Source organism: Streptomyces sp. LARHCF249 (assembly GCF_052871255.1).
In genome coordinates this window covers 545,442-559,125 of sequence record NZ_JBIXJQ010000006.1, presented here as the reverse complement: position 1 = coordinate 559,125, position 13,684 = coordinate 545,442, and the positions used below count along the sequence as shown (strand labels likewise).

Annotated in this window: 17 protein-coding genes and 1 tRNA gene; 14 read left to right on the top strand and 4 right to left on the bottom strand. The window is 71.7% G+C overall.

Annotated elements, in window-relative coordinates:
* Window positions 1–42 precede the first annotated feature (42 nt).
* Complete coding sequence (locus ACIPUC_RS20625) at window positions 43–1,653, bottom strand: helicase HerA-like domain-containing protein (RefSeq protein ID WP_446591076.1); 1,611 nt, start codon at window positions 1,651–1,653, stop codon at window positions 43–45.
* An 88-nt stretch (window positions 1,654–1,741) separates the two neighbouring features.
* On the opposite strand from ACIPUC_RS20625, the gene ACIPUC_RS20620 reads away from it, so the two are divergent.
* Together ACIPUC_RS20620 and ACIPUC_RS20615 are read left to right on the top strand one after the other, a co-directional pair.
* A complete protein-coding gene (locus tag ACIPUC_RS20620; RefSeq protein ID WP_017240525.1) occupies window positions 1,742–2,038 on the top strand; it encodes a type II toxin-antitoxin system VapB family antitoxin in 297 nt (98 codons plus the stop codon).
* A gap of 193 nt (window positions 2,039–2,231) precedes the next feature.
* Window positions 2,232–2,900 (top strand): LytR C-terminal domain-containing protein, encoded by a 669-nt coding sequence (locus ACIPUC_RS20615; RefSeq protein WP_446591075.1) that lies wholly within the window; start codon window positions 2,232–2,234, stop codon window positions 2,898–2,900.
* A gap of 32 nt (window positions 2,901–2,932) precedes the next feature.
* On the opposite strand, the gene upp is transcribed toward ACIPUC_RS20615, so the two are convergent.
* Entirely contained in the window at window positions 2,933–3,568 is a 636-nt protein-coding gene (gene upp, locus ACIPUC_RS20610) for a uracil phosphoribosyltransferase (RefSeq protein ID WP_328926482.1), read from the bottom strand.
* Window positions 3,569–3,707: 139 nt separating this feature from the next.
* Between upp and ACIPUC_RS20605 the strand changes: the two genes are divergently transcribed.
* The 10 genes from ACIPUC_RS20605 to ACIPUC_RS20560 all read left to right on the top strand — a co-directional run bounded on the left by ACIPUC_RS20605 (window position 3,708) and on the right by ACIPUC_RS20560 (window position 10,473).
* Window positions 3,708–4,658 carry a universal stress protein gene (locus tag ACIPUC_RS20605; protein WP_446591073.1) on the top strand — a complete coding sequence of 317 codons (951 nt, stop codon included), beginning with the start codon at window positions 3,708–3,710 and terminating at the stop codon, window positions 4,656–4,658.
* A gap of 109 nt (window positions 4,659–4,767) precedes the next feature.
* Window positions 4,768–4,947 carry a hypothetical protein gene (locus ACIPUC_RS20600; RefSeq protein ID WP_446591072.1) on the top strand — a complete coding sequence of 60 codons (180 nt, stop codon included), beginning with the start codon at window positions 4,768–4,770 and terminating at the stop codon, window positions 4,945–4,947.
* A gap of 287 nt (window positions 4,948–5,234) precedes the next feature.
* On the top strand, window positions 5,235–5,783 hold the full coding sequence (locus ACIPUC_RS20595) for a tRNA adenosine deaminase-associated protein (protein WP_446591070.1): 549 nt from the start codon (window positions 5,235–5,237) through the stop codon (window positions 5,781–5,783).
* Window positions 5,784–5,791: 8 nt separating this feature from the next.
* Complete coding sequence (gene tadA / locus ACIPUC_RS20590; protein WP_446591189.1) at window positions 5,792–6,271, top strand: tRNA adenosine(34) deaminase TadA; 480 nt, start codon at window positions 5,792–5,794, stop codon at window positions 6,269–6,271.
* Between the two features lie 107 nt (window positions 6,272–6,378).
* A tRNA-Ser gene (locus tag ACIPUC_RS20585) sits at window positions 6,379–6,463 on the top strand.
* Window positions 6,464–6,617: 154 nt separating this feature from the next.
* The gene (locus tag ACIPUC_RS20580) at window positions 6,618–6,908 is read left to right on the top strand and encodes a hypothetical protein (RefSeq protein WP_446591069.1); all 291 of its coding nucleotides are present in this window, start codon (window positions 6,618–6,620) and stop codon (window positions 6,906–6,908) included.
* 372 nt (window positions 6,909–7,280) lie between these two features.
* Window positions 7,281–7,442 (top strand): hypothetical protein, encoded by a 162-nt coding sequence (locus ACIPUC_RS20575; protein ID WP_167739582.1) that lies wholly within the window; start codon window positions 7,281–7,283, stop codon window positions 7,440–7,442.
* A gap of 231 nt (window positions 7,443–7,673) precedes the next feature.
* On the top strand, window positions 7,674–8,576 hold the full coding sequence (locus ACIPUC_RS20570; protein ID WP_446591067.1) for an RNA polymerase sigma factor SigF: 903 nt from the start codon (window positions 7,674–7,676) through the stop codon (window positions 8,574–8,576).
* Between the two features lie 230 nt (window positions 8,577–8,806).
* Window positions 8,807–9,655, top strand: a complete 849-nt coding sequence (locus ACIPUC_RS20565; RefSeq protein WP_446591065.1) for an RNA polymerase sigma factor SigF — start codon at window positions 8,807–8,809, stop codon at window positions 9,653–9,655.
* Between the two features lie 50 nt (window positions 9,656–9,705).
* Window positions 9,706–10,473, top strand: coding sequence for a hypothetical protein (locus ACIPUC_RS20560; protein ID WP_446591063.1), 768 nt, complete (start codon window positions 9,706–9,708; stop codon window positions 10,471–10,473).
* A 42-nt stretch (window positions 10,474–10,515) separates the two neighbouring features.
* On the opposite strand, the gene ACIPUC_RS20555 is transcribed toward ACIPUC_RS20560, so the two are convergent.
* Window positions 10,516–10,749: a hypothetical protein gene (locus ACIPUC_RS20555; protein WP_446591062.1), complete on the bottom strand. Its 234-nt coding sequence runs from the start codon at window positions 10,747–10,749 to the stop codon at window positions 10,516–10,518.
* Between the two features lie 82 nt (window positions 10,750–10,831).
* Between ACIPUC_RS20555 and ACIPUC_RS20550 the strand changes: the two genes are divergently transcribed.
* Together ACIPUC_RS20550 and ACIPUC_RS20545 are read left to right on the top strand one after the other, a co-directional pair.
* On the top strand, window positions 10,832–11,308 hold the full coding sequence (locus ACIPUC_RS20550; protein WP_446591060.1) for a MarR family winged helix-turn-helix transcriptional regulator: 477 nt from the start codon (window positions 10,832–10,834) through the stop codon (window positions 11,306–11,308).
* A gap of 13 nt (window positions 11,309–11,321) precedes the next feature.
* Window positions 11,322–12,959, top strand: a complete 1,638-nt coding sequence (locus ACIPUC_RS20545; RefSeq protein ID WP_446591059.1) for an MFS transporter — start codon at window positions 11,322–11,324, stop codon at window positions 12,957–12,959.
* Between the two features lie 10 nt (window positions 12,960–12,969).
* Here ACIPUC_RS20545 and ACIPUC_RS20540 read toward each other — a convergent pair whose 3' ends face one another.
* Complete coding sequence (locus tag ACIPUC_RS20540; RefSeq protein WP_446591057.1) at window positions 12,970–13,680, bottom strand: TetR/AcrR family transcriptional regulator; 711 nt, start codon at window positions 13,678–13,680, stop codon at window positions 12,970–12,972.
* Window positions 13,681–13,684: the final 4 nt, after the last annotated feature.

The window sequence follows — 13,684 nt, the reverse complement described above, 5'->3', positions numbered from 1 at the left end:
GGATTCCGCCTGGAACGGGGGCCGGGTGACGCCGTTTTCGGCTCACCGCCGCCTGCGGGCCGTCCCGAAGACCGAGCGCGAGATCTCCCGGCCCAGCTGGGTCCCGATCGACCGGGCCAGTGAGCGGAACAGCCCGCTCCCCACCACCTGCTCGGCCAGCGAGGGATCGGGCCTGGGGGCGCTGCGCGCGGTCCGCGCCGCCTGCTTCTCGGCCTCTTCGGCCTGCTTCTGCGCCTCGGCGGCCGCCGCTGCCGCCTCCGCCGCCGCCTCCGCGGCGGCCTGCTCGGCGCTGATCTTCTCGTACGCCGACTCGCGGTCGACCGGCTCCGCGTAGCGCGACCAGAGCGGCGAGGACCTCACCGCCTGGTCCAGGGCCGCCGGCGCGATCGGCCCCATCAGCGACTGCGGGGCCCGCAGCCGGGTCGCCGCCACCGGGGTCGGCGCGCCGTTCTCGCTGAGCACGGTGACCACCGCCTCGCCGGTCCCCAGCTGTGTGAGCAGCTCCTCCAGGTCGTAGGCGGAGTGGGGGAAGGTCTTCACGGTCGCCTTCAGCGCCTTGGCGTCGTCGGGGGTGAAGGCGCGCAGCGCGTGCTGCACGCGGTTGCCGAGCTGGGCGAGCACGTCCCCCGGCACGTCCTTGGGCGTCTGCGTCACGAAGAAGACGCCCACCCCCTTGGAGCGGATGAGGCGCACGGTCTGGGTGATGGAGTCGAGGAAGGCCTTGGACGCGCCGTGGAAGAGCAGGTGCGCCTCGTCGAAGAAGAAGACGAGCTTGGGCTGCTCCAGGTCGCCGACCTCCGGCAGGTCGTTGAAGAGGTCGGCCAGCAGCCACATCAGGAAGGTGGAGAAGAGCTGCGGCTTGTCCTGGACCGCCGGGAGTTCGAGTACGGAGACGGTGCCGCGGCCGTCCGCGGCCGTCCGCAGGAACTCGCCGGTGTCGAACTCCGGCTCGCCGAAGAACTCCGCGGCCCCCTGCTGCTCGAAGGCGGTGAGCGCCCGCAGGATCACCCCGGCCGTCACCGTGGACAGCCCGCCGATGCCCTTGAGCTCCGGCTTTCCCTGGTCGGAGACGAGGAAGGCGACGACCGCGCGCAGGTCCTTGAGGTCGATCAGCTCCAGGCCCTTGGTGTCGGCGTAGTGGAAGATCAGGCCGAGGGACTGCTCCTGCGTCTGGTTGAGCTGGAGCACCTTCGACATCAGGACCGGGCCGAAGCTGGTGACGGTCGACCGGACCGGGATCCCGGGGCCGATACCGCCGAGCGAGTAGAACTCGGTGGGGTATCCGGTGGCCTCCCACCGCTGGGCCACGCCGTTCGCCCGCTCTGCGACCTTCTCGTTCGGCGCGCCCGGCGCCGAGATCCCCGAGACGTCGCCCTTGATGTCCGCGAGGAAGACCGGGACCCCGGCCGCCGACAGCTGCTCGGCGATGAGCTGGAGCGTCTTGGTCTTGCCGGTGCCGGTGGCGCCCGCGACCAGCCCGTGCCGGTTGAGCATCGGCAGGGGGATGCGGACCTGGTGGCCGGGCAGGCAGCTGCCGTCCCAGAGCAGGGCCCCCAGCTCGAGCGCCGGTCCGGTGAAGGCGTATCCGGCGGCGATCTTGTCGGCCGGGCCCGTCTGCTCCGCCACGGCGGCGGGGTCGGTGCTCTCGCTCATGCATCACTCCCGAATTGGCGCTGTTCGCCACTTTTGCACCAACGCGGCGAGGCTGCGCTCGCAGGGCCCGGCCCGGTAGGCTTTCCGTGTGATCTTCAAGCGCATCGGTAACGGAAAGCCGTACCCCGACCACGGCCGGGAAAGCACCCGGCAGTGGGCGGATGTCGCGCCGCGCCCGGTCCGGCTCGACCAGCTGGTGACGACCAAGGGGCAGCTCGACCTCGAGACCCTGCTCGCCGAGGACTCCACCTTCTACGGCGACCTCTTCGCGCACGTCGTCAAGTGGCGGGGCGACCTCTACCTGGAGGACGGGCTGCACCGCGCCGTGCGCGCGGCCCTGCAGCAGCGCCAGGTCCTGCACGCCCGCGTCCTCGAGATGGACTGAGCCCCGACCGGCACCGACCGGCCCGGCCCGGCCCCGAACGGCCCGAACCCAAGCCCCTGCCCGCCCATCGGCCAGGGGTTTCGGCGCTTTGGCGATGCGGCGCTTCGCGGTGGATTGCGCCTTTCGGGTCACCATTGACCTATCAGCAGATCATTTAGTAGGCATCGCCCCCGGGCGGCACTACGCTGCGCCCATGAGCATGCTCACTCCCCCCGGCATGGGCGGAAAGTACCGCGTCACGGGAGCCGCCTACCCCCGTATGAGCCGTAAGCGGAGCCGCCGGCGGATCGTCTTCGCCCTGCTCGGCTCGGTCCTCGCACTGGCCCTGCTCGGCTACGGAGCCCTGCAGCTCATCGACGTGTTCCAGGGCGACAGCCCGAAGCGGAACACGGCCGCGGGCGCCAGGGACTGTCCGACGAAGGCGGCCGACGCCGCCGTCAAGGGCGGACCCGAAGCCGCCTCGGCCGCCTCCCCGAAACCGGCGGTCGCGCTGCCCAAGCCCGCCGACATCACCGTCAACGTCTACAACGCGACCCCGCGCGCGGGACTCGCCAAGGCCGTCGGCGACGAGCTGCGCAAACGCGGCTTCACCGTCGGCAACGTCGGCAACGCCCCCGCCGACTTCGACAAGAAGGTCCCCGGCACCGGGATACTGCTGGGCTCCCCCGCCACCGACAAGGCCGCCTACAGCGTGCTGGGCACCCAGCTCGCGGGGGTCACCCAGCAGACCGACGCCCGCGAGACCGCGGAGATCGACCTGATCCTGGGCGACGCCTTCAAGGAGCTGAGTACGCCGGCGGACGCGGCCAAGGCGCTGGCCCTGCTGGCCAACCCCGCGCCCGCGCCCACCGCGAAGTGCTGATGCGCCTGATCCGGTGATCCGGTGCCGGAGGGCTACTCGGCCGAGCCGTACATGCGGTCGCCCGCGTCGCCCAGGCCCGGAACGATGTAGCCGTGCTCGTTGAGCCGCTCGTCCACCGCGGCCGTCACCACGGTCACCGGCGTGCCCGCCAGCTCGCGCTCCATGATCTCGACGCCCTCGGGCGCGGCCAGCAGCACCACGGCCGTGACGTCGTCGGCGCCGCGCTTGATCAGCTCACGGATCGCCGCGACGAGCGTGCCGCCGGTGGCCAGCATCGGGTCGACGACGTAGACCTGCCGCCCGGAGAGGTCCTCCGGCATGCGCGTCGCGTACGTGGAGGCCTCCAGGGTCTCCTCGTTGCGGACCATGCCCAGGAAGCCCACCTCGGCGGTCGGCAGGAGCCGCACCATGCCGTCGAGCATGCCGAGGCCCGCCCGCAGGATCGGCACGACCAGCGGGCGCGGGTGCGAGAGCTTCACGCCGGTGGTCGGGGCCACCGGGGTCTCGATGTCGGCCTGCTCCGTGCGCACGTCCCGGGTGGCCTCGTACGCGAGCAGGGTCACCAGCTCGTCGGCGAGCCGCCGGAACGTCGCGGAGTCGGTGCGCTTGTCGCGCAAGGTGGTGAGTTTGTGCGCCACCAAGGGGTGATCGACGACCTGCAAACGCACAACATCCTCCAAAACTCGGCCTGCGACCTGCAAAAACGGCCGCGAGACGCGACCTGCACCCAAAAGGCTACGCGCTGAGCGAGCCCCCGCGCGTCCGTCTGGGGATGCGACCCGCGCGCGAGCCGACCAGGCTGGACTGATGAGCAACGCACCGGTGATCGCCGCCGTCGACGGATCCGAGCACAGCCTCAAGGCCCTGGACTGGGCCAGGGCCGCGGCGCTGCGGCACGGCACGGGACTGCTGATCGCCCATGTACTGCCCGACCACGCCCAGTTGTACGCGGGACGCCGGGCCGCGCTGCACGACGCCTCGCAGCCGGAGGAGTTCTCCGACCCGGTGAGCGAGCGCATCCGGGCGCTCCTGGGCGGCGGACCCGACCTGCCGGAAGGGGTCCGGTACGAGTCGCTGGAGGGCTCCGTCCCCGAGGCGCTGCGCGTGATCGGCGCGGAGGCCCTGATGCTCGTGATGGGCTCCCGCGGGCGCGGCGGCTTCGCCAGCCTGCTGCTCGGCTCGAACAGCCGCGCCGTCGCCACCACCGCGCCCTGCCCGGTGGTCGTGGTCCCGCACGCGGAGCGCGGAGCGGCGGACGCCTCGGCGGAGGAGTCCGCCGGGAAGGTGGTGCTCGGCCTGCACGCCGCGGAGACCCCGGACGACGTACTGGCCTTCGCGTTCGCGGAAGCGTCCGTGCGGGGGACCACCGTCCAGGTGGTGTCCGCGTACGCCGTACCGCCCGCGCCGACCATGGTCATCGACGCGCCCTTCGCGGTGATCCCGCCGGAGGGCCTGGCGGACGACGGGGACGCCGTACCGGCCGAGCGGGAGATGCTGCGGTCCCAGACGGCGCGGCTGGCGCCGTTCCGCGCACGCTACCCCGGCGTCCCGGTCGAGCAGGCCGCCGTGCCCGGGGACGCGGCGGGCCGGATGGTGATGGCCTCGCGGTCGGCGGAGCTCGTCGTGGTGGGCCGCCACCATCCGCGGCGCACGGCCATGTCGCTGATGATCGGCTCGGTGGCGAACGCGGTACTGCAGCACGCCCACGGCCCCGTGGCGGTGGTCCCGACACTCTCCGAGGAGGCGGCGGCCGCGTGACCCAGGCGCGGTGATGACCGTTCTGACCTGCGCAGGGGTGGCATCAAACGGCCCGTCCGGGGGAAGGTGGGTGCAGGGGGAACGACCGACCAGCCCGGGGTGGTGGCCGATGCCCGACACGCAGCCGAGCGACGATGTGCCGGAGACCGCGGCGCAGCGCCGAGCACGCCGCGCGCAGTTCCTGCGCGACCTCATGGAGGCGCGGGCGCTGCGCGACCGCGTCCAGCCCCGCCGCGCCCGCGCCGCCCGCATGCGCCAGCAGATGCGCATGCGGACGTTCCGCTGGTGACCGCTCCCGCCCGACACGGCCGGGGCGCGCCCGGCGAGGAGGTGCGCCGGGCCGGGGCCCGTCCGAGGCCCTGGACCCGTACGGCGCCGCCGCCCCGCACCCCCCGCACAGGCCGCGCAGCGCACGGCACGGGACGACGCAAGCGCGGAAGACCTCTCGCAATGCCGCCGTTTCTGCCACGATGCCGATTGGGCGGGGCAGTACGGCGGGCACCACAGCCGTTCGACCCCAACCTCCGGCCGGGGGGACCTCCAACCGGCACGCCTATGACCAGTGGGAGAGTCACGGTGTATTTCGCCGCACTGCTCGCGCGCACCGAAGACGGGTGGGAAGCGAGCGACATGGAACTCGACGACGTCGAGTCCCTCAGTGATCTGATCGATCTCGCCCGGTCCGCCGCTGTCGACGACGACACGGTGGTCGCCCTCATCGAGCAGGAGGACGCCTGGTTCGGCGTCGTCCGCGTGGACGGCGAGGAGGACCCGCGGTACTTCGTATCGAACGCCTCCGCGGCCGCCCGCAGCTCCTACGGCTCGATGCTGACCAAAGAGCTGCTGGGCAGCGACGAGGAGGACGACGAACTCGACGAGCTGGACCTGGACGGCACCGAGGACGGCGAGGAGGAACCCCTCACCGCCTTCACCGACGAGACCGACGACGAGGACGAGCTGGGAGGCACCGGAGCGGAGCCGGTACCGGCCGGTCCGCTCGGCGACCCCCAGTTGCTGGACGACCTCGGCGTGACCCACAAGCAGCTGATGACCCTGGACGGGGACGCCCTCTCGGAGATCGCCGAGTCCCTCGGCGCGACCGAGGTCCTGGAGGCCGTCCGCTAGTGATCCACATGCAGGACGCGCACACTCCGGATCCCGTGCGGGACCCGTGGCGGGATTCCATGCGCCTGGCGCTCCACGAGGCCGCGCGGGCGGTGCCGGCCGGCGACGTGCCGGTCGGCGCCGTCGTGCTCGGCCCCGACGGCTCGGTCCTGGCCACCGGGTACAACGAGCGCGAGGCGACCGGCGACCCCACGGCGCACGCCGAGGTGCTGGCGCTGCGCCGGGCCGCGGCGGCACTCGGGGAATGGCGGCTTCCGGGGTGCACCCTCGTGGTGACCCTGGAGCCGTGCGTGATGTGCGCCGGCGCGCTCGTGCAGTCGCGCGTCGCCCGGGTCGTCTACGGCGCGGACGACGAGAAGGCGGGCGCGGCCGGCTCGCTCTGGGACCTCGTACGCGACCGCCGGCTCAACCACCGGCCCGAGGTGATCCGCGGCGTCCTCGCCGAGGAGTGCGCACGTCAGCTGACGGAGTTCTTCCGCGACCTGTGACATGGGACCGGCGGGCTACGGCTGACTGCCCCGGTGAACGGCCCGGGTGAACGGCCCGGGGGATTCCGATTTCGGTGAATGAGGCTCCTTAGGCTAGGATCCATCTCGGTAGTGTGTCCGAGTGGCCGAAGGAGCTCGCCTCGAAAGCGAGTATGGGGCAACCCATCGGGGGTTCAAATCCCTCCACTACCGCTCCGATCGAGAGCCCCAACCCGCAAGGGTCGGGGCTCTCGGCGTTCCGCCCGCGCGTCTCCGCCGCGCATCCACCGCGCCGCAACCGCGCCGCCGCCGCGTCCCTCCGGATGACGCCCGCGTGACCGCCCGCCCCCTCGGCCGTTGTCACGGCATGACCAAGACCCAGCGCATGCTCGCCGCCTTCGCCCTCGCGGGGGCCGCCGCGGGCCTCGCCGCACCCGCCGCCTCCGCCGCACCCCTGGCCCCCCTCACCCTCCCGGACCTCCCGACGGCCGCCCCGGGCATGCCCGCGGGGGCCCAGCCCGCCTCCGTCCAGGAGATCGGCGCGAAGATCAGCGAAGGCGCGAACCAGCTCAACCAGCTGACGGAGCTGCCGAACCAGCTGGCGCCCGTCATCGCCCCCGTACAGCCCCTGACGGACCTGGCCGGCGCCATCCAGTAGCCGGAGAACACGGGCGGGAAACACGAAGAAGGCCCCGACCGGAGTCGGGACCTTCCACGTGTGGGACGGGGGAAGTGGCATCGGGGGGACAAAGCCACTTCCCCCGACGAGGACGGAACCTGCCAGCCCGAGCCGCAGTCAGGGGGAAGCTTGCGGCTCGGACCCCGCAGTGAGGTCCTGTCCCTCACCCGCCGGTTTCCTGCCAGAACCGGTGGGCTCACACCAATCCTGCGCCCCCCGCAACCGCCGGCACACCGGCAAAGGGCCTGGAGTGCCGGGTCATTGGTCCTTAAAGGACAGGTGAGTACCCAAACCTGACCGGTTAGACTCACCCGACTTTGCAAGGACCGGTTGGGGAGGCCGTCACCGCTCATGGACACCAAGAAGCTCATCACGGGCGCCCTCACCATCTTCGTACTCTTCGTGATCATCACCCAGCCCAAGCGTGCGGCCGAGATGGTGGGAATAGGTTTCCAGGGCATATCGGATGCAGCCTCCGGTATCGGCGAGTTCATGACCGAACTGGTGCGCTGAGCCCGTACGCTGAACCGGCTTCCGGATTTCCCGGCCCCCCACTCCGACGGGTGGGGGGCTTTTTGCATACCCACCACCGGGCGCGATGCCCCTATATGCCCAACTTGCCCTCAACACGGTGATATACGGTGCTTGCACATAGTGCACATCTCTTGTGATGCTATGACCGCTTTTGACGGATGAGTTGACTGAAGGGGTGGCGTGACCGTGCCGGCCAGTACAGCGCCTCAGGTGCCACCCCAGCAGGACCCGCAGCAGGAAGCCCCGGTACCGCCCCAGCAGGAGCCCCGGCAGGGACCGAGGCAGGAGCCGCGCCCGGAGCCCTCCCCCGAGGAGCCCCCGGCACCGCCCGCGCCCCCCAGACCGCCCAGCAGGGGCGCGGACACCCGGGCCCTGACCCAGGTCCTCTTCGGGCAGCTGAAAGGGCTCCAGCCGGGCACCAGCGAGCACAACCGGGTGCGCGGGGCCCTCATCGAGGCCAACCTCCCCCTCGTCCGCTACGCGGCCGCCCGCTTCCGCAGCCGCAACGAGCCGATGGAGGACGTGGTCCAGGTCGGCACCATCGGGCTCATCAACGCCATCGACCGGTTCGACCCGGACCGCGGCGTGCAGTTCCCGACCTTCGCGATGCCCACCGTCGTGGGCGAGATCAAGCGCTACTTCCGCGACAACGTCCGCACCGTCCACGTGCCCCGCCGCCTCCACGAGCTGTGGGTGCAGGTCAACGCCGCCACCGAGGACCTCACCACCCTCCACGGCCGCACCCCGACCACCGCCGAGATCGCCGAGCGGCTGCGCATCAGCGAGGACGAGGTCCTCTCCTGCATCGAGGCCGGACGGAGCTATCACGCAACCTCACTCGAGGCCGCCCAGGAGGGCGACGGCATGCCGGGCCTCCTCGACCGCCTGGGTTACGAGGATCCGGAGCTGGCCGGGGTCGAGCACCGCGACCTCGTCCGCCACCTCCTCGTACAGCTGCCCGAGCGTGAGCAAAGGATCCTGCTCCTGCGGTACTACAACAATCTGACGCAGTCGCAGATCAGCGCAGAGCTCGGCGTCTCCCAGATGCACGTCTCCCGACTCCTCGCCCGGAGCTTCGCCCGACTGAGATCCGCAAACAGGATCGAGGCATAACCGGAACGAGTGGAGATCATTCACGCGTTTCCCGACAGAACGGGCTGATCGCCCTCAGACCTCCTCTGTCGCTGGAGATATATGTCGACTTGGCGCTACAGCGTGTTGCCGACATGTGACATTCTGCTTGAACCGCGTTTGCCGCAGCCCCGCCTCCGGTATTCAGGTGGAGGCTGCGTTCCTCCGACGGGCGCGCCGTACGCGACCGTCCGCGACCTCAAGGGGGTGGCATGTCCGTAGACCAGGGCAGCTCCAAGGTGCTCACGCTCGTCAAGAGCGCGGCGCCGGCAGCACCGGCAGCGTCTGACCGCTCGGAAGCCATCGACACCCGCACCCTCTCCCGCTCCCTCTTCCAGCGCCTCGCCGCCCTGGACGCGGACAGCCCCGACCGTACGTACGTACGCGACACCCTGATCGAGCTGAACCTGCCCCTGGTCCGGTACGCCGCCGCGCGCTTCCGCAGCCGCAACGAGCCGATGGAGGACATCGTCCAAGTCGGCACGATCGGCCTGATCAAGGCGATCGACCGGTTCGACTGCGAACGCGGCGTGGAGTTCCCGACGTTCGCTATGCCGACCGTCGTGGGCGAGATCAAACGATTCTTTAGGGACACCTCCTGGTCCGTCCGCGTCCCGCGGCGCCTCCAGGAGCTGCGCCTGGCGCTGACCAAGGCCAGCGACGAGCTCGCCCAGAAGCTGGACCGCTCGCCGACCGTCCCCGAGCTCGCCGCCGTCCTGGGCGTCTCGGAGGAGGACGTCGTCGACGGCCTCGCCGTGGGCAACGCCTACACCGCCTCCTCGCTCGACTCGCCCTCCCCCGAGGACGAGGGCGGCGAGGGCTCGCTCGCGGACCGGCTCGGCTACGAGGACACCGCGCTCGAGGGCGTGGAGTACCGCGAGTCGCTCAAGCCGCTGCTCGCCAAACTCCCCGCGCGGGAACGGCAGATCATCATGCTGCGGTTCTTCGCGAACATGACGCAGTCGCAGATCGGCGAGGAGGTCGGCATCTCCCAGATGCACGTCTCCCGGCTGCTCACCCGAACCCTCGCGCAACTGCGCGCAGGCTTGATCGGCGAGTGATCCGGGCGCACGGGCTTCCCAATTGACGGAGCGTCAGGAAAACTGGCGCGATGCGAAAGGGATCTCGCGCGGCCATCCTCCTCGCCCTGTGCTGCACGGCCGCCGCCGCCCTCACCGGCTGCGGCGGCCCGGCGCGGGACGGCTACGTCGCCGTGGGCGCCGCGGCCCCGGGCCCCGAGCGGGGCGCGGGGGAGAACGTGGCGCCGCAGGGCCAGGTCGAGTTCCAGCCGCTCGGCGGCCCGTCCGCGGCGGGCGGCTCCTCCGTGTCGTCGAGTACGTCGGCCAGTACGCCCGGGTCCCAGGCGCCCGGCGGCTCCGCCCGGACCGGAGCCGCGACCACCGGACCCGGCGGCTCCGCACACGCCCCGGGCACCTCACCCGGAGCCGGCCCCTCCACCACCGCACCCGGTACCCCCGGGAGCCCTGGCGGAACCGGCAGCCCGGGCAGCCCCGGCACGCCGGCGAGCCCGTCCGCCAAACCCGGCACCACGCCCCCGGCGCCGCCGGCCTCTCCGGCGAAGCTGACGCTGTCCACGCCGGTCAGGGCGGCCGCGGCCGACCGCTGGTGCGAGCAGGTGACCGTCACCTTCACCAACACCGGCTCCACCGCGGCCCGTTCGGGCACGGTCGGCTTCGCGACGCACATCATCGGCGCCCTCGGCATCGACTGGGCCACGATCACCACCACCCAGCCGCTGCCCGCGCCCATCGCGGGCGGGGCCGCGAAGACGCAGAGCTACGTGGTGTGCGTGGAGGCGTGGCGGGTGCCGCTGGGCATGCACGTGGAGACCCGTCAGGTCACGGCCACCTGGAACTGAGGGCTCCTGCCCGGACCGCGGGGCTCGGCAACCCAGCCGGGCTCAGCGCAGAGCGAGCCAGGCGGCCGCGCCGATCACGAGCACCAGCGCGACGGCCACGCCCAGCCACACGCCCTTCTTCGAGCCGGCGGCCTGCTGCTCCTCCTCGCGGCGCTGGCGACGGGAGGGCGTCTGCCGGGCCGGAGCGGCCTCCTCGACGAACGCTCGGAACATCTGGGTGCTGCCCGCGGGGTCGTAGTTGCCCTCGGGGCCCTGTGAGTTGTGGTTCGCAGCCATGGAGCAGGACCCTAGCCGGTTTTCCGAATCCTTTACCGCCCCACCCCCCGGATTCATTTGCCTGTAGCAACCATCCGCTTCTATGGTTGCCGCAAGCAACAAGATAGGGGGCTGTCGGGTGACCACGCAGACGCCGGAGGCGGCGCAGACCACGCGGTACGAAGAGCTGGCCCGCCAGCTCAGCGGAATCGGCGCGGTCAAACGCGACCTCGCCCGCATCCTGCCCCCGGACTGCCCGCCGGGCGCCGCCGCCGTCCTCACCGTGCTCGACCGGCACGGCGAGATGCGGCTGAGCCGGCTGGCCGAGCTCATGGCCGTGGACATCTCGGTGACCAGCCGGCACGTGACCCACGTCGCCGAGCGCGGCTGGATCGGGCGCGAGGCCGACCCGGGGGACGGCCGCTGCCGGATCCTGCGGCTCACCCCGGCCGGCCGCACGCTCCTCGCCGAGCTCGGCTCCCGCTACACGGCCGCGCTGGAAAGAGCACTGGCCGCATGGCCCCCCGAGGACGTCGACGCACTCAACACCCTGCTGGCCCGACTCCGATCGAGCTTCTAGACAAAGGAACGACATGGTTCAGTCGGAGACGACGACCCCCAACCCGCCCCCGTCCGCGACGTCGTCCGAGACCCCGGCCATGACCCACCCGCAGATCATGAAGGCCCTGTCCGGGCTGATGCTCGGCATGTTCGTGGCGATCCTGTCCTCCACGATCGTCTCGAACGCCCTGCCCCAGATCATCGGCGACCTCGGCGGCACGCAGTCCTCGTACACCTGGGTCGTCACCGCGGCCCTGCTGTCGATGACGGCGGCCACCCCGCTGTGGGGCAAGCTGTCGGACCTCTTCAGCAAGAAGCTGCTGGTCCAGATATCCCTCGTGATCTACGTCCTCGGCTCCGTGGTCGCCGGCATGTCCCAGAACACCGGCACGCTGATCGCCTGCCGCGTGGTCCAGGGCATCGGCGTCGGCGGCCTGTCCGCCCTCGCGCAGATCGTGATGGCCGCGATGATCTCCCCGCGCGAGCGCGGCCGGTACAGCGGCTACCTCGGCGCGGTCTTCGCCGTCGCGACCGTCGGCGGTCCGCTGCTGGGCGGTGTCATCACCGACACCGAGTGGCTCGGCTGGCGCTGGTGCTTCTACGTCGGCGTGCCCTTCGCGATCATCGCGCTGATCGTGCTCCAGCGCACCCTGCACCTGCCCGTCGTGCGCCGCGAGGTCAAGGTCGACTGGCTGGGCGCCTTCCTGATCAGCGGAGCCGTCTCGCTGCTGCTGATCTGGGTCACGCAGGCCGGCGACTCCTACGCGTGGATCTCCTGGCAGACCTGGGCGATGACCGCCGGCGCGGTGGCGCTCGGCCTGCTCTTCGTCCTGGTGGAGTCCCGGGCGAGCGACCCGATCATCCCGCTGCGCCTGTTCCGCAACAAGACCATCACGCTCGCCTCGGCGGCTTCGCTGTTCGTGGGCATCGCGATGTTCTCGGGCACCGTGTTTTTCAGCCAGTTCTTCCAGCTGGCCCGCGGCGAGTCCCCCACGATGTCCGGAATCCTCACGATTCCGATGATCGGCGGGCTCTTCGTCTCCTCCACCGTTTCCGGTCAGGTGATCACCAAGACCGGTAAGTGGAAGGCCTGGCTCGTCGCCGGCGGCGTGCTGCTGACCGCCGGTCTCGGACTGCTGGGCACCCTGCGGTACGACACCCCGTACTGGCACATCGCGGTCTACATGGCGCTGACCGGACTCGGCCTCGGCATGATGATGCAGAACCTGGTCCTCGCCACCCAGAACCAGGTGGCCCCCGAGGACCTGGGCGCGGCCAGCTCGGTCGTCACCTTCTTCCGCTCGCTCGGCGGCGCCATGGGCGTCTCGGCGCTCGGCGCGCTGATGGCGCACCAGGTCACCGGTTACGTGAAGGACGGCCTGGCCGCGCTCGGCCCGAAGGCCGCGGCGCTCGGCCACGGCGGCACGGGCGGCGGCGCCTTCCCGGACCTCGACAAACTGCCGGCCCCGGTCCGTACGGTCATCGAGTCGGCGTACGGGCACGGCGTGGGCGACGTCTTCCTCTACGCGGCGCCCACCGCACTGCTCGCGCTGCTGCTGTGCCTGTTCATCAAGGAGGTCGTGCTGAAGTCGAAGCCCACGGCCCACGCCCCGGCGGCCGGTTCCGCCGAGAAGACCGCCACCCCGGCGGAGGTGCCGGCCAAGGCCTGACCCTGCGCGCCTACGCCGTGGCCCCGGCCCCGGCCCCGGCCTTGGCCTCGATCCCGGCGATCAGGACGTCGAGCGCGAGGCAGAAGTCGCCCTCGGGCGCCCGCCGGGCCGCGCCGCCACAGCCGTGCAGGAACTGTGAGACGGCCAGATGGGCGCCGGTCCGGGCGGGGTCCGCGAGGCCCGTCGCGTCCAACAGCCGCTGGAGGGCGGCGTCGAAGGCCCGGGCGTGCGGGCCGATGTTCGGATAGGCGGCGGTGAGCGGGGCCACCCAGGGATGGTCCGTCAGCAGCCGGCGGTAGCCCCGGGCCAGCGCCCGCAGCCGGCCGGGCCAGCCATCCGGCGCGGGTCCGGCCTCCGGCACGGGTCCACCCTCCGGCACGGGTCCACCCCCCGGCGCGGGTCCACCCTCCGGCGGGGGCCCGGCCGACAGGGCCAGCTCGCCCAGAGCGCGGTCCAGGGCGAGTTCGAGCAGATCGTGTTTGGTGTCCACGTACCAGTACAGGGACATCGCGGTGACCCCGAGTCCGGCGGCGAGCCGCCGCATCGAGAACCGGGCCAGCCCCTCGGAGTCGAGCAGCCGCACGGTGGCGGCGGTGATCCGCTCCCGGTCGAGCCCGGAGGGCGCCTCGCTGCGGCGTCTGGCGGGTGCGGCGGGCCTGGCGGTCAGCCACACGCTGGGCTCGACCGGCAGCGGATCACCGGCATCGGCCGCGGTCACCATGGAG